Here is a 17,243-nt window from a genome sequence, read left to right on the forward strand (position 1 = left end):
TAAGAGGTGAAAATCGTGATTTCTAAACCAGATAAAAACAAAACACGCCAAAGACGTCATATGCGTGTTCGCAATAAAATCTCTGGTACTGCTGAGTGCCCACGCTTAAATGTTTATCGTTCAAACAAAAACATCTACGCTCAAGTAATTGATGACGTAGCGGGTGTGACGCTAGTTAGTGCCTCTACATTAGACAGCGAAGTAAGTGGCAACACAAAGACTGAACAAGCTGCTTCAGTTGGTGAAGTCGTTGCTAAACGTGCTGTAGAAAAAGGTATCAAAGAAGTTGTATTTGACCGTGGTGGATACCTCTACCATGGACGTGTTGAAGCTTTAGCAGAAGCTGCTCGCGAAAATGGCTTAGACTTTTAATAGAAGGAGGAAATAACGTTTATGGCTTTTATTGATCCAGCTCAATTAGATTTAGAAGATCGTGTCGTTGCTATTAACCGGATTACTAAAGTTGTAAAAGGTGGACGTCGTTTACGTTTCGCTGCTTTAGTAATCGTTGGCGATCACAATGGTCATGTAGGTTTTGGAACTGGTAAGGCTCAAGAAGTCCCAGAAGCAATCCGCAAGGCTGTTGACGCTGCTCGTAAGAACTTAATCGAAGTTCCTGTTGTTGGAACAACTATTCCTCATGAAGTTCTCGGTCAATACAGCGGTAGCCGCATTATGTTGAAGCCAGCTGAAGCTGGTTCTGGGGTTGCTGCAGGTGGTGCGGTTCGTGCCGTTATGGAACTTGCAGGTATTGATGATATTACAAGTAAGTCATTAGGTTCTAACACACCAATCAACGTTGTTCGTGCAGCAATGGATGGTTTATCACAATTGAAGAGTGCTGAACAAGTTGCTTCATTACGTGGAGTTTCAGTTCAACACTTAGCAGAATAAGGAGGACTTAGATTATGGCTCAATTGAAAGTTACTTTAGTTCGTTCAGTCATTGGACGTCCTCAAAAACAACGCGAAATCGTTAAAGGCTTAGGCCTTGGTCGTGTTCATAGTTCTGTTATTGTTCCTGATAACGTTGCAATGCGGGGAGCAATTCGGAAAATCAATCATTTAGTGGACGTTGAATTGGCTAAATAGTCAATATTTAGTTAGAGGGAGGTGCCGAACCTAATGAAGTTAAATGAATTAAAACCAGCAGAAGGTTCACGTCAAGTAAGAAATCGGGTTGGTCGTGGAACTTCTTCAGGTAACGGAAAGACTGCAGGTCGTGGTCAAAAAGGTCAAAAAGCACGTGGTAAAGTTCGTTTAGGATTTGAAGGTGGCCAAATGCCATTATTCCGGCGGATGCCAAAACGTGGTTTTAAGAACATCAACCGCGTTGAATATGCAGTTGTAAACATTGAAAAATTAAACAAATTTGAAGACGGTACAGAAGTTACACCAACATTGTTGGTTGAATCAGGTATCGTTAAGAACGAAAAAGATGGTATCAAGATCTTGGGCAATGGCGAATTAAAGAAAAAGTTAACTGTTAAGGCTAACAAGTTCTCAACATCAGCTAAGAGTGCCATCGAAGCAGCAGGCGGTCAAGCCGAGGTGATGTAATAGATGCTTAAGACAATGAAGAACGCCCTTGCTGATAAAGAAATTCGAAAGAAAATCTTATTCACGTTGGGTGTCTTGATTGTATTTCGCTTAGGCACATACATTACTGTCCCTGGGATCAACGCAAAAGCATTAGCGAGTGTTGCATCTTCAGGGTTAATTAGTATGTTAAATACTTTCAGTGGTGGCGGTCTGACCAACTATTCAATTTTAGCGATGGGGGTTTCACCATACATTACCGCCCAAATTGTTGTTCAACTTTTGCAAATGGATATTGTTCCGAAATTTGTAGAGTGGAGTAAGCAAGGTGAAGTTGGACGGCGTAAATTGAATCAGGTTACCCGTTATTTAACAATTGTGCTTGCGTTTGTACAATCAATCGGGATTACAGCTGGTTTCAACGCTTTGAGTAGTCTTCACTTAGTTCAAAACCCAAGTGTTCAAACTTACGTATGTATTGGTGTGATTTTAACAGCTGGTACAATGTTTGCTACTTGGTTAGGTGATATGATTACTGATCGGGGAATCGGCAATGGGATTTCAATCATTATTATGGCCGGAATCCTTGCGCGGGTCCCAGTTGGAATCAGGCAAATTTATCAAGAAGAATTTGTTCATGTAAGTAAATCGCAACTTTGGCATTCAGTATTGTATTGTGTCGTTCTCTTGTTAGTTATCCTTGTGATCGTAACATTTGTTACATATGTTCAACAAGCTAACTACAAGATTCCGATTCAATATACAAGACGGGTTGCAGGTTCTTCAGAAAACTCATACTTACCATTAAAAGTTAACGTTGCTGGAGTTATTCCTGTTATCTTTGCCAGTTCATTTATTGCAACGATTCAAACGATCTTGATGGCCTTCACAAGAACTCATTCAGGTGATGGATGGTATCAAACATTGTCGAATATTTTCAATATGCAGACAGTGCCAGGAATGATTTTGTACACAGTCTTAATTATTCTGTTTACATTCTTCTATGCTTTCGTTCAAGTTAACCCTGAAAAGTTATCAGAAAACTTACAAAAGCAAGGAAGCTACATTCCATCTGTATGGCCCGGAAAAGAAACTGAAAAGTATGTATCTCGTTTATTGATGAGATTAAGTACTGTTGGTTCACTTTTCTTAGGATTCGTTTCATTGATTCCTTTAGTCGCATCAAGCGTTTGGGGATTGAATGAATCAATCGGTTTAGGTGGTACTAGTTTGCTGATTGTTGTAGGGGTAACCCTTGAAACAATGCGGCAAATTGAAGGTATGATGATGAAACGCGAATATGTTGGATTTATTCGTGAGTAGTTAAGTTAGTTATTAAAAGGACTCGTAAGAAATTACGGGTTCTTTTTGTTTTTGATAAACTTTTATCTTTAAAAAAATTGGGTTATAATACGTTAGTGAATTTATTTAAAGGAGAAATTTAAATGGCATTGAATTTAATGTTAATGGGTCTTCCTGGCGCAGGAAAGGGTACTCAAGCAGAAAAAATTATTGATGAATATCACATTCCACACATTTCAACGGGTGATATTTTCCGGGCTGCAATGCAAAACGGAACTGAAATGGGCCTTGAAGCTAAGAAATACATCGATAAGGGTGAATTGGTTCCAGATGAAGTTACAAATGGAATCGTCAAGGATCGTTTAAGTGAAGACGATGTGAATGATGGTTACATGTTAGACGGTTTCCCACGGAACATGGCTCAGGCAGAAGCATTAGACAAGTTTGGCGCTGAATTAGGCAAACCACTTAACTGCGTAATCAACATCAAAGTTGATCCAGATTCATTAATGGAACGGTTAACAGCCCGTTACATTTGCAAGAACTGCGGTGCAACTTATAACAAATTATTTAACCCAACGAAGGTTGAAGGCACTTGTGATCGTTGCGGCGGCCACGAATTCTTTCAACGGGACGATGATAAGCCAGAAACCGTTAAGAACCGGTTAGACGTTAACATCAAGATGAACACTCCATTGTTAGATTTCTACCGTGAAAAGGGAATTTTACATGAAGTAAATGGAAACCAAGCAATTGATGATGTGTTCGCTGACATCAAGAAAGTTTTAGACTCAATTAAATAATCGCGAGAAAACCTGGATTATAAGCCATAACGTATTGCATTTTAGATTTGCGTGTGGTATCATAATTCAGGTTTATCTTTTCAATAGGTCTAGTTTGCCGCAAAAGCTACTGGATCAGCGAAAATAACTGTTTTCGTTTAAAGTTTTCAAACCATATTAAGGAGGTACTTTTGCGTGGCGAAAGATGATGTGATTGAAATTGAAGGTACGATCAAAGAAACGTTGCCAAATGCGATGTTCAAAGTTGAACTCGAAAATGGACACGAAATTTTAGCTCACGTTTCCGGTAAGATTCGGATGCATTATATTCGTATTTTACCTGGGGATCGGGTTACCGTTGAAATGTCCCCTTACGATTTGACTAAGGGTCGCATTACCTATCGCTTTAAATAGATTGTACTTCAGTAATTTATAGGAGGTATGATTCATGAAAGTAAGACCATCAGTTAAACCAATGTGCGAACACTGCAAAGTTATCAAACGTAAAGGTCGCGTTATGGTTATTTGCAGCAATCCAAAGCACAAACAACGTCAAGGTTAATTTTTAAGGAGGTGTAATTGTAATGGCTCGTATTGCAGGTATCGATTTACCACGTGACAAGCGTATCGTAATCGGATTAACTTACATTTATGGAATCGGTAATACAACAGCAAAGAAGATTCTTGCTGCTGCTGGTGTTTCAGAAGACGTTCGTGTACGTGACTTAACTCCTGACCAAGAAGATAAGATCCGTGCCGAAGTTGATAACTACAAGGTTGAAGGTGACCTTCGCCGTGAAGTATCAATGAACATTAAGCGTCTTTCAGAAATCGGCTCTTACCGTGGCATGCGTCACCGTCGCCACTTGCCTGTTCGTGGTCAAAACACCAAGAACAACGCGCGGACACGCAAAGGCCCAGCAATTTCAATTGCAGGGAAAAAGAAATAATAATTAGAAGGAGGGAAAACGTTCATGGCTGTTAAGAAATCACGTAAGCGTCGTGTAAAGAAGAATATTGAAACGGGTGTTGCTCACATTCACTCAACATTCAACAATACACTTGTTATGATTACTGATGTTCACGGAAATGCCGTTGCATGGTCATCAGCAGGTGCATTAGGTTTCAAAGGCTCACGGAAGTCAACCCCATTTGCTGCTCAAATGGCTTCAGAAGCTGCAGCTAAGGGTGCAATGGATCACGGAATGAAGACTGTTGAAGTTTCAGTTAAGGGTCCTGGTTCAGGTCGTGAAGCAGCAATTCGTGCTCTTCAAACAACTGGTTTGGAAGTTACATCAATTAAGGATGTTACACCAGTTCCTCATAACGGATGCCGTCCTCCAAAACGTCGTCGTGTTTAATGTGGATTCGTATTCATTTTGAGGGTAACTTCATTTTGTTTTTGCCAGATTACACGTTACGTTTTGAAAGGGGTAGACAAATAGCATGATCGAATTCGAAAAACCAAAGATTCACACAATTGAAGAAAACAATGACTACGGTAAATTTGTTGTCGAACCGTTGGAACGTGGTTATGGTACTACGTTAGGAAATTCTTTACGGAGAATTTTACTTTCATCATTACCAGGTGCAGCGATTACTGATGTTCAAATTGATGGTGTTTTGCATGAATTTTCAACTGTTGAAGGTGTCATGGAAGACGTTACAACCATTATCTTGAACTTAAAGAAGGTTGCTTTAAAGATGGACACTGAAGAACCTCAAATCCTCGAGATTGATGTTACAGGTGCCAAAGAAGTTAAAGCAGGCGATATTCACTGCGGTGCTGATGTTGAAGTTTTGAATCCAGAATTGTACATTTGTACAGTTGCTGAAGGAGCTTCATTCCATGTTCGAATGACTGCTAATAAAGGTCGTGGATATGTTTCTGCTACAGAAAACAAAGCTAAAGCAGATGATATGCCGATTGGTGTTTTAGCAATCGACTCAATTTATACCCCAATTGAACGTGTAAACTACCAAGTAGAAAAGACACGTGTTGGTCAAAAAAATGATTATGATAAATTGACATTGGATGTTTGGACAAACGGTTCAATTACTCCAAGTGAGGCAATCAGTTTATCAGCTAAGATTTTAACAGAGCATTTGTCAATCTTCGTTAACTTGACTGATGAAGCAAAGAATGCTGAAGTCATGGTTGAAAAGGAAGAAACCCATAAAGAAAAGATGCTCGAAATGACAATTGAAGACTTAGACTTATCAGTTCGTTCATACAACTGCTTGAAGCGTGCTGGAATCAATACGGTTCAAGAATTAACTGACAAGACTGAAGCTGACATGATGAAGGTTCGGAATTTGGGCCGGAAGTCACTTGAAGAAGTTAAGTCAAAACTTGCTGATTTAGGTCTTTCATTACGTCATGATGACTAATTAGAATTAAAGGAGGGAAACTATTCATGGCTTACCGGAAATTAGGTCGTACAAGCGGACACCGTAAATCAATGTTACGGAACTTAACAACAGATGTAATCGTTAACGGCAAGATCGTTACAACTGAACAACGTGCTAAAGAAGTTCGTCGTCAAGTTGAAAAGATGATCACTTTAGGTAAAAAAGGTGATTTGACATCACGCCGCCGTGCAGCAGCTTACTTAATGGATGTTGTTGCAGACGTTAAGGAAGATGGCGATGACATCGTTGTTCAAACAGCTTTACAAAAGTTGTTTGATGAAGTCGCTCCACGGTTCAAGGATCGGAATGGTGGTTACACACGAATCATCAAGATGCAAGAACGCCGTGGCGATGCTGCTAAGATGGCAGTTCTTGAATTAGTAGACTAATTTAATTGCTAATACTAAAATAAATTATATTTTGTGTCACTTTTATAACGACAACGGGCGTTACGATGGTGGGAAACCTAGTCTAGTCCTAAGTAGTACGGTTGTACGAAAATCGTTATAAAAAGTGATTTTTTTGTTAGATATTGTTTTCAAATGATTGTGAATTAGAAGGATTGGATGAATGTCCAATCCTTTTTTGCTTTTCATGATATAATACAGGTAATTATTTTCGGAGGACAATGGGAAATGCCGTTAATTCAAATTCAAGATCTAACATATGAATATGATGACTTCAAACTCGGACCGCTAAACCTTGAGCTTGATAAAGACCAATGGATCTCAATTATTGGACGGAATGGCAGCGGGAAAAGTACGCTTGCACGGTTGATTGACGGGTTGATTGAAGCTCAGTCGGGAACAATTACCGTTAATGGACTTGAGGTTAATGAACAGAATGTATGGCAAATTCGCTCTCAAATCGGTGTTGTTTTTCAAAATCCCGATAATCAATTTGTGGGCGCAAACGTGGAAGATGATGTGGCTTTCGGTTTAGAAAACCGCCAAATCAGCCATGAAGAAATGGTCAAACGGGTCAACGAATCCCTTGAAGCGGTTGGAATGGCAGAGTTTGCGAAGCATGAGCCTTCCAAACTTTCAGGCGGGCAAAAGCAACGGGTCGCAATTGCCGGAATTTTAGCAATTCGTCCGCAAATCATCATTTTAGATGAGGCCACCAGTATGCTTGATCCTGAAGGACGACGAGATTTGATTCAATTGATTCGGCATCTTAAAGATCGATTCCATTTTACGGTCATTGCGATTACGCATGATATTGATGAGACGGTTTTCTCCGATCAGGTCATTGTTCTTGACCAAGGTAAAATTCGGATGCAAGGGTGCCCAGTTGAAGTTTACCATAATCGTGACCAGTTAATGGATTTAGGATTGGATTTACCGTTTGTTGAAAAGTTGAAGCTTAAACTTCAGGAAAATGGATTAGCCGGATTAACAGATGATGAAACATTAGACGAAAAAGAAATGGTAGCAAAATTATGGCAATTGAATTCAAACATGTAAGTTATACTTATCAGGCAGGAACGCCGTTTGAACAGCAGGCCCTTGATGATATTTCAGTTAAGATCAAAGATGGGAGTTTTACGGCTCTGGTTGGCCATACTGGAAGCGGAAAATCAACGTTTATTCAGCATTTAAACGGCCTGCTTAAACCAACAGCGGGTGAAATTCAAATTAATGACCAGCTGATCACGCCGCAAACGAAAAATAAAGAACTTGATGATTTACGGCATCAAGTCGGGATTCTTTTTCAATTTTCTGAAAACCAGTTATTTGAAGAAACGGTTTTGAAAGACATTGCGTTTGCCCCGAAAAATTTTGGAAAAAGCGAATCCGAAGCTGAAGAGCTTGCACGGACAAAAGCAAAACTGGTTGGAATTGACGATCAGTTGCTTGAACGTTCACCATTTGAACTTTCAGGCGGGCAGATGCGTCGGGTTGCCCTTGCTGGAATTTTAGCAATGGAGCCGCAAATTTTGGTATTAGACGAACCGTTGATTGGGTTAGATCCGGTTGGAAAACGGGAAACAATGAGAATTTTTAAACAATTGCATGAAAATGAAAAAATGACGATCCTCATTGTAACCCATAATATGGATGACGTTGCCGATTACGCTGATCAGGTAATTGCCCTTGAACGGGGCAAGTTGATTGCTGCTCAAAGCAAACAAGAATTTTTCAGTGATCCGCAATGGCTTTATCAGCATCACCTTGGATTGCCCCGAGCAGCTGAATTTGCAGTGCAGTTAATGCAAAAAGGGACGCAGTGGGATGGCTTGCCATTAAATGTTGATGAATTGGCACGCCAATTGGTAACAAAGTTGAAGTAATGTGATCAGGTAGGAGCGAAAGATGAGTAATATTATTCTCGGAAGGTATATTGACGGTGGTTCGATAATTCACCGGATGGATTCACGGGCAAAATTAATTCTCAGTTTATACTTTATTGTGATCGTTTTTCTATGCAATAACTGGCAAACATACGCTTTATTGGGAATTTTTACCCTTGCTTGCGTGTTGCTTTCCAAAATCAAAATGAGTTTTTTTATTAAAGGTGTCCGGCCATTGATCGGCTTAATTTTGATCACGGTTTTGTTGCAGCTTTTCTTCACAAGCGGAGGAACCGTTTATTGGCAATGGGGACCATTCAAGCTGACGAGTTTTGGAATTATTAATTCAATTTATATTTTTTGCCGAATCGTTTTGATCGTGTTGATGTCAACGTTACTAACGGTTACGACGACTCCGTTGGAAATTGCTGATGGCCTTGAATCCTTGATGGCACCGTTACGGAAAATCAAAGTGCCGGTCGATGAAATTGCCTTGATGATTTCAATTGCATTAAGGTTTGTTCCGACCTTAATGGATGAAACGCAAAAGATTATCAATGCTCAACGTGCGCGGGGAGTCAATTTTGGTGAAGGAAACTTATTTAAGCAGGCCAAAATGCTGATTCCGATTTTAATTCCGTTATTTGTCAATTCAATCAAACGCGCTGAAGATTTGGCAGTGGCAATGGAAGCCCGCGGTTATCAAGGCGGGCCGAACCGAACGAAGTACCGGCAACAGCATTGGCATCTGGTTGATACGGTCGGGATCGTTGTGTTTTTAGCGTTAACCGGCGGATTAATGTTACTGAGAGGTTAAGATGACAAAGAGATATAAAATTACAATTGCATATGATGGAACGAATTTTGCTGGGTTTCAATCGCAGCCTCATCAACGGACGGTGCAATCCGTTCTTGAACGGGCTGTGAATAAGATGAGCAAAAAGGACGAATTCATCCCGATTTTCGGTTCTGGCCGAACTGATTCAGGAGTTCATGCGCTGGGGCAAGTTGTTCATTTTGATTTTCCGCATGAAATGAGTGCTGATAGCATGCTGAAGGCGTTGAATAGTATGCTGCCGTTGGACTGTGTGGTGGTCGATTGTGAAATTGTGCCGGACGACTTTCATGCCCGGTTCACGACCCATGGCAAACGGTATATGTATCGGGTTAGTCAAAGCTATTTTGTTGATCCGTTTAAACGAAATTATACGGGGCATTACAAATATCCGGTCGACCTTGAAAAGATCAAGGCCGCGTTGCCGGATGTGATTGGGACCCATGATTTTACGAGCTTTTGTGCATCGGGCAGCAATGTTAAAAGTCATGTCCGAACGGTTTATGATGCAACTGTTCGGCGGGACGAAGCTCAAAATGAATTGATCTTTGAATTTGCAGGAAATGGCTTTTTATATAATCAAGTCCGGATTATGGTTGCCACGTTGCTTGAGATTGGACGGGGCAAACGCCCAGTTCACGACTTCTTAAGGTTATATGAAGTCAAAGACCGGAATGAAGCGCGGGAAACGGCCCCGGCTTCAGGATTATATTTGAAAGAGGTCTATTACGATTAGAAGATAAAATTTCTTTGAAATATTGACTAATATAGGGATTAATCGTAATATAGTACTTGGTATTGTTTGCCCCACAATAGCCCCGTTAAAACTATTGTATGTCAAACAAGCATAAAAGATGGAGGAATTAACCGTGCGTACAACATATATTGCAAAACCAGGTGAAGTAGAACGTAAATGGTATGTCGTAGATGCTACAGATGTTCCTTTGGGACGTTTATCTACAGTCGTTGCTTCAGTTTTACGTGGTAAGAACAAGCCACAATTTACACCAAACGTTGATACAGGTGACTTTGTGATTGTTATCAATGCTGATAAGGTAGCATTAACAGGTAAGAAAGCCGAAAAGAAAGTATACTACCACCACACATTGCATCCAGGTGGATTGAAGGCACGCACAGCTGGTGATTACCGTGAAAAAGATCCAGAAAAATTAATCGAATTATCAGTTCGCGGCATGCTTCCAAAGGGTACTTTAGGTAAGCAACAACTTAAGAAGTTGCATGTATACCGTGGTGCAGAACACAAGCATGAAGCACAACAACCAGAAGTATTAGACATCACAAACTTAATCTAGTAGGAGGAATTTTAAATTGGCTCAAGTACAATATCAAGGCACAGGCCGTCGTAAAAATTCCGTTGCTCGTGTTCGTTTAGTTCCTGGTTCAGGAAAAATCACGATGAACGGTAAACCAGCAGAAGAATACATTCCATTTGCAAACTTACGTGAAGTTATGATCGCTCCATTTAAGGTTACTGAAACAGAAGGTCAATACGATGTTTTAGTTAACGTTAATGGTGGTGGCTTCTCAGGTCAAGCTGGTGCAACTCGTCACGGAATTGCACGTGCTTTACTTCAAGTTGACCCAGACTTCCGTCCTGCATTAAAGAAGAGCGGTTTATTAACACGTGACGCTCGGATGAAGGAACGTCGGAAACCAGGTCTTAAGAAAGCTCGTAAGGCTTCACAATTCTCAAAGCGTTAATATTACTTCATATTATCGAACAAAAGTCATGGATTTTTATTCATGGCTTTTTTGTTATCCGTTAATATTGATCAATAAGCTTTAACTTAATATTGAAATCCGGATTTGAGTTAAGATATAATCTTTATTAGTTAACTTTATGAATTTTTAATGAAGAATCTAGAGGGAGATATTTAGATGAATAATGAAAACGAACCATTAACGGTCAAAGTTTGCCAACCGAAGTGGCGGTTAAAGATGAAGATCTATTAAAAATCAAAGCGAAATTAACGCCGGAACAATTAGTTCAAGCGCAAAACTATGCCGTGGCGTTAAAAGATTCACGTCAAAATGCAATTACCGATTACGGTAAGGAAGTTCAAGACCAAATGTCGCAATTTACTGACGAGGTGATTGGCAATGTCAAAAGCAAGGAAGTCGGTGAAATTGGCGATACCCTTCAAAGTTTAGTTACCAGTTTAAACAGTGCGGATCCTGAAAAACTTTCCGGTGACAAGAAACCCAAAATTTTCCGGCTATTCAAGAAAATTAAAGATTCCGTTTTTGAAATGACGGCGAAGTATCAGGAAGTCAGTGCGCAAATTGGCAAAATCGCAACCAAACTTGAAAATCAGGAAAATGATTTGCTGAAAAATAACGATATGCTGGATGAAATGTATACCGCAAATCAAAAATACTTCCAACAATTAAACACACTGATTGTTGGTGGTCAAATTCGGCGGGATGAATTAAACAAGGAAATGGCTGCGCTTCAAGCAGATGTGGATGCTGGCAAGGCAGATCAAATGGACGTTCAAAATCTTCAAGATATGAAAGCCCAAGCTGATCGTTTAGATCACCGGTTATCAGATTTGATGCTGACGCGGGAAATTACGATCCAACAAGCCCCACAGATCCGGCTGATTCAAAATAACAACTCCGTTTTAAGTGAAAAGATCCAGTCATCAATTACAACGGCAATTCCATTGTGGAAAAATCAGGTCGCAATCGCATTGTCATTGTTAAGCCAAAAAGATGCTGTCAAAGCGCAGGATGCAGTTGCGAATACTACCAATGAGCTGTTGAAGAAGAATAGCGAAATGTTGCATGAATCAACGGTCGATGTTGCCAAGGCTTCCCAACGCGGCTTGGTTGATGTCGATACGTTGAAAGAAACCCAAGAAAACTTGATTTCGACAATTCAAGAAGTAATGCAGATTCAAAGTGAAGGAACCCAAAAGCGCCAAGCAATTGAAGGCGAATTAGCGCAAATGGAAGACCATCTGAAAACGGCTTTGATTCCTTCTGATTCAAAGACGGAGCAGTAAAGCGATGAAGAGAGAGTATCAAAGTGCGGTTCATTTTAAGAAGGAAAGTAAGACTGATTTGTGCCTTGGAACTGCAGTTTTCGTTTTTATTTTGAGAATATTATCGGTAACGTTTGAATTACAATATCAGTCCGCAGGCGGTTCCCTTAATTGGTTTGGCCATTGTATTAGCGCAAGCGCAATCATCCTTGGATGCTTGGTAGTTTTTGGTTTAATTCATTCATATAAGAATTACGGACAAGTTGCATTCGCAATTGATAGCAATGATCAAGGACTTTGGATTAATTCTGGACGGAAATTACAGATGATTTATATTCCATTTTCCATGGTAGAAATCACATGCAACCAAGGTATTTTGACAATTAAATATCAAAATGCCTTTTGTTATACTTCAAAAGGAAAATTACGGATGCTTTCTTCAGGAAAAGAACGATTCCGAATTAAGACGGTTGATAAGAATGAGTTTCAAGAATTTGTTACTCGGTTAAATCAATTAGCACGGAAATCAAATGAAATTAAATTAAGTGAACAGGATCTGCAAGTTTCCTCTTTTAAGTGGGAATCTTTATTGGGTGGAATATTACTGTTTTGTGGACTGGCTTGTACATTGGGGTTTAATCCGGGAATCGATGCGTTTGTAAGTCAATTTATCGGACAAAAGACAAACTCGACTACATCGTCAGATAATTTTAACGCGGAACCCGATAACTCTCAATACTTTAAATGGAAAGATTTGAAATATAATCAGGCATACGTCGCTAAAAAAATTAACTTGACGGTTAATAAAGCATATCGTGGACAAACGAAGTCTGGGAAAAATGTTGTAATTTTCAATGTAACTCTTTTATCCAAAAGTTCAGATTCAGAAGTTGGAAATTTCTATATGACAACGGATAAGAATATCCTTTCCGACGGGGACGAATATGCTCAAAGTCCGTTAAATGCGACGATTTTTTCAGTAGGAGGAAAGAACTCACCAGTTGTCAATCAATTGGATGATGAGGATGATTATTGTAATCCGATGACTGAAGGCACAGGTAAAAAGTTAACTTTTAATGTTGTATTTAGTCTTTCAAATGAAAAAAAGACCGGTTACTTAATTTACACTGATTTTGATTTACAAGGTAAACCGGATGAATTTAATAATCAACCAGCTTATATTTTAAAGTTTGATCCTCAGAAATTGGAGGTTCTTCAGTAATGAAAAAAGTTGTTTATTTTTTGATTACACTATTAATGATATTTTTTAATAGTGAAGTTGTAAATGCTGCCAATTCAAGCCAATTGAATAGCAGCAATCTTTATGCTTTTTGCCCAGTTAATAAAACTGGTTTTGATAGCAATAGTGTTGAATATAAGGTTTTAGGGTACCAAATTCTTAAAGATCCGCGACCTTCAGCAAACAGTAATGCACGTTATTTGTTGGTAAAATGTCAGGTTAATACTGATGATTTGGATCAAGATGAAGCAAAGTATACAAGTGTTGATAGTGATTTCGTAAAAGTCTATGATAATGGGAGCGAAGCCCAAAGCATTACTGATTTAGCTTCTAAAAAAAGACTTGAACAACCGCCATTTGATCATGTTCGTAATTCGTTAAATCACGTTAAAATAAGTAAAACTTACGAATTTGATAAATGTTTTGTAGTTTATCCATATGATGATCTTAAATTACAATTTGCTCCGGATAACGGTGATAGTGGAATTAAAATCGATATCCATCAAGTTCAAAGTTCAAATGGAGTGACAATGGATACACAAGATTCACTTGCAAATTACGAACAGGAGGATAATTAAATGCGGCAGGCAATTGATAACTTCCATCCTGTGAGGATTGGAATTGCGTTGATTCTTTTAGTCCTTTCGATTGTATTTGGGGTGAAGGGTGAAATTTTTCCGATTTATATGACGGCAGTTCTTGGAAGTTTATTCTTTTTTGATATTTTTAATTCATATATGGTGATTGGCCCAGGGTTGACAATTATCAGTACGTTGATTATTTTTGGTCGGCGGCTGATGAGTGATGGATTTTTTTTAATATTTTTTATGTTGATGGTAATGCTATTCATTATTGGAGTTATTATTGGAGGAATTCATCGAGGAGTAATGCTTCGACAATTGCAGAAATACCCCGAAATCGTCAACAGTCTTTCTGATGATAAATTGCACTTTAATGAAGAGAAGCTGCGTGAATCCAAACTTTCAAATGAAGAGCTATCCTTCTTTAAGAGTGAAATGCGGAAATACTATAAAAGTTATCAGTATCTTCAATCAGTTAAAGATTTGATGGAACATAAAGTTGATTCGTATGATAAAGATTTGACGATGATCCACGCCATTTTTAACGAACTGATCGATTCGCCGCGGATGTTGTTGAAAATGAATGACTTTTTGTATTCACATTTGAAAGACTATGTGGATAAAGTCAAAGCGATTGTGGATTTAGATGACAACGTGGTGGAATCGGATGAGGATAAACAGCTGGTTGAAAATGCTAAGGAGCAATTGGCGACAATTTCGCATCAGTTCCGCGATGATTTTGTTCAGGTAACGGAAGATGAACGGGATGCGTTGAAGGAATAAAAATGATGATGAGCTTTCATTTTGGATGGAAGCTCATTTTTTGATAAAAGTTCTAAAAAGTTCTAAAATGAAATTAAAGTTCTAAAAACTTCTAAAAAAAATGAAAAGAGGGATTGAATTGCAAGAACGGAATCCGTTTAACCCGACTTTTGGGAATGTTCCACCAATTTTTCTTGATAAGCAAAAGGTAATTGATGAATTGATTGATGAAATTCAGAATGGTTATCCACAACCGTTTTTTGTTACGGGAGTCCGCGGCTCGGGGAAGACGAGTTTTTTAACTCGAATTTCTCAAATCTTGAATGAGGATCCTAATTGTTATTGTGTTGACTTGATCAATGAAGAAGGAATTCTTACAAGTTTAGCGCGGAAATTGTATCGTGATCATGGTTCAAAACTTTCCAAAATATTTAACGTGTTTGAAAGTATCAAAATTGGAGCAGTAACCTTAACAAAGGAAACTGAAATTCCAAATGTTGAGGAAATGCTTGAAGAGTTAATGCAAAGCATTCAAAAGCAGGGAAAATATGTTGTGATCACCGTCGATGAAGTGAACGATTCGAAAGCGATTCGTTCATTTGCGCAACAATACAATAGCTTGAAACGTCAAAATTATCCGATTTATGCAATTATGACGGGGCTTCCGGATCTTGTACTTGATCTTCAAAATAATGAACGGTTAACTTTCTTACTTCGATCGCGAAAAATTGTAATGCAACCGTTAGATAATCTAGATATGGAAAATGCTTATCAGGATGTCTTTGATGGGAACTTTGAGGTTGCTCATCAAATGGCAGGACTAACGAATGGATATTCATATGCATTTCAACTTCTAGGAGATATTTATTTCCGTTACTTGAAACGGCAACAGTTATCTCCAAGCCTGGATAATTTAAATGCAATTTTTAATCAATATGAAATTACACTCTTCAATAACGCATATCAAAAAATTTTTGCAGAAGTTTCAGAGGGCGATCGTAAATATTTAGTGGCAATTTTAGACCATCCACAACTTTCAGCCTCAGCTCAAGTAATGGGGAAAGGTGTAAGCTATGTTTCGCAATACCGGAAACGGATGATTGATCGGGGGCTAGTTCAACCAAGTACCTATGGAAAAGTCCGCTATACATTACCGCTTTTTGATAAATTTATTGAGCAGACCCAAAATCCAAATTCAGAATTTTTCTGGGAAATTAATTATTAAACAAAACCCGGCCGTGATTTTTATCACCGCCGGGTTGACTTTTAATCGTCAATTCGTTTAACAACTTTGTATTGCTTAGCGTTTTGTTCTTTTTTGTGTTCTTCTTCAATGGCCGCTTCTTCATTGAAAACGATGAATGGCTTATTGTCTTCTTCTTTAACAACGAGCACGGGCTTTTTTACTTTTTCATGGTAAATCTGAGCAGCGACATAGGCTTTATTATAATCAAAGTCGCTTGAAATTGATTGCCCAGGGTTAAAAAATACATCTTCACTCATGTTGATTTCTCCCTTCATTAAATAAATCAGGATTCCTTTGTCTTTATCATACCATACTGCGAAAACGATAACAAAGCTGATATATCAATCAGAATAAATTCGAAAAGGGGTTGAAAAAAGGTATAGTCCATCGTATAATTGGACTATACCAAATAGATGAACGAAAGGGAGTTATTTTGATGAAAGTTATTATTGTTAAGGATCAAAATGAAGGCGGAAAAGAAGCTCTCAAATTATACGAAAACGAAATGAAGAACGGAGCCAAGGTATTTGGTTTAGCAACTGGCAGTACACCGATCACAACCTATGAAGATATCGTTGCAAGTGATTTAGATTTTTCTGATTGCGTTTCAGTAAACTTGGATGAATATGTTGGCTTAACTCCAGATAATGATCAAAGTTACCACTATTTTATGAATGAACACCTTTTCAAGTACAAGAAGTTCAAACACTCATATGTTCCGGACGGGACGAACATGGATGCGGCAGCTGAAACAGCGCGGTATGATAAAATTATTGAAGAAAATCCAATTGATTTACAACTTTTAGGATTGGGACGGAATGGCCACATTGGTTTTAATGAACCCGGAACGCCATTTGACTCGACAACCCACAAGATCAAGTTGACCCAATCAACGATCGATGCCAACTCACGGTTCTTTGAACGTGAAGAAGATGTTCCGAAAGAAGCATATTCAATGGGAATCGGTTCGATCATGACAGCTAAACATATTTTGCTTGAAGCATACGGTGACAAGAAGGCTGAAGCAATTCAAAAGATGATCCAGGGACCAGTTACAACGGATGTCCCGGCTAGCGTTTTGCAAAAGCATCCAAACGTGACGGTAATCATTGATGAAGCAGCCGCAGCTTTGCTTGATCGGAGTAAATTAAACTAATACAAGGTTTTAAAGATTTGAAGAAGAATCCAGTTCACGGATTCTTCTTTTTTGTGTTCAAAATTTAACATGAATATCACTTTTATTT

25 protein-coding genes are annotated in these 17,243 nt (G+C 38.8%); 24 read left to right on the top strand and 1 reads right to left on the bottom strand.

Annotated features, from left to right (window positions below):
* Positions 1-6 precede the first annotated feature (6 nt).
* The 23 genes from rplR to FC33_RS00445 all read left to right on the top strand — a co-directional run bounded on the left by rplR (position 7) and on the right by FC33_RS00445 (position 15,978).
* Positions 7-372 (top strand): 50S ribosomal protein L18, encoded by a 366-nt coding sequence (gene rplR / locus FC33_RS00335; RefSeq protein ID WP_057826643.1) that lies wholly within the window; start codon positions 7-9, stop codon positions 370-372.
* Positions 373-393: 21 nt separating this feature from the next.
* Positions 394-894 carry a 30S ribosomal protein S5 gene (gene rpsE / locus FC33_RS00340; protein ID WP_057826644.1) on the top strand — a complete coding sequence of 167 codons (501 nt, stop codon included), beginning with the start codon at positions 394-396 and terminating at the stop codon, positions 892-894.
* A gap of 14 nt (positions 895-908) precedes the next feature.
* Entirely contained in the window at positions 909-1,091 is a 183-nt protein-coding gene (rpmD, locus tag FC33_RS00345) for a 50S ribosomal protein L30 (protein ID WP_057826645.1), read from the top strand.
* Between the two features lie 33 nt (positions 1,092-1,124).
* A complete protein-coding gene (rplO, locus tag FC33_RS00350) occupies positions 1,125-1,559 on the top strand; it encodes a 50S ribosomal protein L15 (RefSeq protein WP_057826646.1) in 435 nt (144 codons plus the stop codon).
* Positions 1,560-1,562: 3 nt separating this feature from the next.
* The gene (gene secY / locus FC33_RS00355) at positions 1,563-2,861 is read left to right on the top strand and encodes a preprotein translocase subunit SecY (RefSeq protein ID WP_057826647.1); all 1,299 of its coding nucleotides are present in this window, start codon (positions 1,563-1,565) and stop codon (positions 2,859-2,861) included.
* Between the two features lie 122 nt (positions 2,862-2,983).
* Positions 2,984-3,643: an adenylate kinase gene (locus FC33_RS00360; protein ID WP_057826648.1), complete on the top strand. Its 660-nt coding sequence runs from the start codon at positions 2,984-2,986 to the stop codon at positions 3,641-3,643.
* A 174-nt stretch (positions 3,644-3,817) separates the two neighbouring features.
* Positions 3,818-4,036, top strand: coding sequence for a translation initiation factor IF-1 (gene infA, locus FC33_RS00365; RefSeq protein ID WP_003692975.1), 219 nt, complete (start codon positions 3,818-3,820; stop codon positions 4,034-4,036).
* Between the two features lie 34 nt (positions 4,037-4,070).
* Positions 4,071-4,184, top strand: a complete 114-nt coding sequence (gene rpmJ / locus FC33_RS00370) for a 50S ribosomal protein L36 (protein WP_003689393.1) — start codon at positions 4,071-4,073, stop codon at positions 4,182-4,184.
* Positions 4,185-4,206: 22 nt separating this feature from the next.
* Positions 4,207-4,572 carry a 30S ribosomal protein S13 gene (gene rpsM / locus FC33_RS00375; protein ID WP_057826649.1) on the top strand — a complete coding sequence of 122 codons (366 nt, stop codon included), beginning with the start codon at positions 4,207-4,209 and terminating at the stop codon, positions 4,570-4,572.
* 24 nt (positions 4,573-4,596) lie between these two features.
* Positions 4,597-4,983: a 30S ribosomal protein S11 gene (rpsK, locus tag FC33_RS00380; protein ID WP_057826650.1), complete on the top strand. Its 387-nt coding sequence runs from the start codon at positions 4,597-4,599 to the stop codon at positions 4,981-4,983.
* An 85-nt stretch (positions 4,984-5,068) separates the two neighbouring features.
* Positions 5,069-6,013 (top strand): DNA-directed RNA polymerase subunit alpha, encoded by a 945-nt coding sequence (locus FC33_RS00385; protein ID WP_057826651.1) that lies wholly within the window; start codon positions 5,069-5,071, stop codon positions 6,011-6,013.
* Between the two features lie 26 nt (positions 6,014-6,039).
* On the top strand, positions 6,040-6,423 hold the full coding sequence (rplQ, locus tag FC33_RS00390) for a 50S ribosomal protein L17 (RefSeq protein ID WP_057826652.1): 384 nt from the start codon (positions 6,040-6,042) through the stop codon (positions 6,421-6,423).
* A 246-nt stretch (positions 6,424-6,669) separates the two neighbouring features.
* Entirely contained in the window at positions 6,670-7,500 is an 831-nt protein-coding gene (locus FC33_RS00395; protein WP_057826653.1) for an energy-coupling factor transporter ATPase, read from the top strand.
* On the top strand, positions 7,476-8,327 hold the full coding sequence (locus tag FC33_RS00400) for an energy-coupling factor transporter ATPase (protein WP_057826654.1): 852 nt from the start codon (positions 7,476-7,478) through the stop codon (positions 8,325-8,327). The genes FC33_RS00395 and FC33_RS00400 overlap by 25 nt, the downstream gene beginning before the upstream one ends.
* Positions 8,328-8,349: 22 nt before the next feature.
* Positions 8,350-9,144 carry an energy-coupling factor transporter transmembrane component T family protein gene (locus FC33_RS00405; RefSeq protein WP_057826655.1) on the top strand — a complete coding sequence of 265 codons (795 nt, stop codon included), beginning with the start codon at positions 8,350-8,352 and terminating at the stop codon, positions 9,142-9,144.
* Between the two features lies 1 nt (position 9,145).
* Positions 9,146-9,898 carry a tRNA pseudouridine(38-40) synthase TruA gene (gene truA / locus FC33_RS00410; RefSeq protein ID WP_057826656.1) on the top strand — a complete coding sequence of 251 codons (753 nt, stop codon included), beginning with the start codon at positions 9,146-9,148 and terminating at the stop codon, positions 9,896-9,898.
* Between the two features lie 133 nt (positions 9,899-10,031).
* Complete coding sequence (gene rplM / locus FC33_RS00415) at positions 10,032-10,475, top strand: 50S ribosomal protein L13 (RefSeq protein ID WP_057826657.1); 444 nt, start codon at positions 10,032-10,034, stop codon at positions 10,473-10,475.
* A 16-nt stretch (positions 10,476-10,491) separates the two neighbouring features.
* Positions 10,492-10,884, top strand: a complete 393-nt coding sequence (gene rpsI / locus FC33_RS00420) for a 30S ribosomal protein S9 (RefSeq protein ID WP_057826658.1) — start codon at positions 10,492-10,494, stop codon at positions 10,882-10,884.
* 224 nt (positions 10,885-11,108) lie between these two features.
* Positions 11,109-12,191: a toxic anion resistance protein gene (locus FC33_RS00425; protein ID WP_162257600.1), complete on the top strand. Its 1,083-nt coding sequence runs from the start codon at positions 11,109-11,111 to the stop codon at positions 12,189-12,191.
* A 4-nt stretch (positions 12,192-12,195) separates the two neighbouring features.
* A complete protein-coding gene (locus tag FC33_RS00430; protein ID WP_057826660.1) occupies positions 12,196-13,392 on the top strand; it encodes a hypothetical protein in 1,197 nt (398 codons plus the stop codon).
* Complete coding sequence (locus FC33_RS00435) at positions 13,392-13,988, top strand: hypothetical protein (RefSeq protein WP_057826661.1); 597 nt, start codon at positions 13,392-13,394, stop codon at positions 13,986-13,988. The genes FC33_RS00430 and FC33_RS00435 overlap by 1 nt, the downstream gene beginning before the upstream one ends.
* Positions 13,989-14,774: a 5-bromo-4-chloroindolyl phosphate hydrolysis family protein gene (locus FC33_RS00440; protein WP_057826662.1), complete on the top strand. Its 786-nt coding sequence runs from the start codon at positions 13,989-13,991 to the stop codon at positions 14,772-14,774.
* Positions 14,775-14,892: 118 nt separating this feature from the next.
* A complete protein-coding gene (locus tag FC33_RS00445) occupies positions 14,893-15,978 on the top strand; it encodes an ATP-binding protein (protein ID WP_057826663.1) in 1,086 nt (361 codons plus the stop codon).
* A 41-nt stretch (positions 15,979-16,019) separates the two neighbouring features.
* Here FC33_RS00445 and FC33_RS00450 read toward each other — a convergent pair whose 3' ends face one another.
* Positions 16,020-16,256 (bottom strand): hypothetical protein, encoded by a 237-nt coding sequence (locus tag FC33_RS00450; RefSeq protein WP_057826664.1) that lies wholly within the window; start codon positions 16,254-16,256, stop codon positions 16,020-16,022.
* A gap of 179 nt (positions 16,257-16,435) precedes the next feature.
* Here FC33_RS00450 and FC33_RS00455 point away from each other — a divergent pair, with 179 nt between their 5' ends.
* Positions 16,436-17,155, top strand: coding sequence for a glucosamine-6-phosphate deaminase (locus FC33_RS00455; RefSeq protein ID WP_057826665.1), 720 nt, complete (start codon positions 16,436-16,438; stop codon positions 17,153-17,155).
* Positions 17,156-17,243: the final 88 nt, after the last annotated feature.

This window comes from Ligilactobacillus aviarius subsp. aviarius DSM 20655 (genome assembly GCF_001436315.1).
Lineage (GTDB): Bacteria > Bacillota > Bacilli > Lactobacillales > Lactobacillaceae > Ligilactobacillus > Ligilactobacillus aviarius.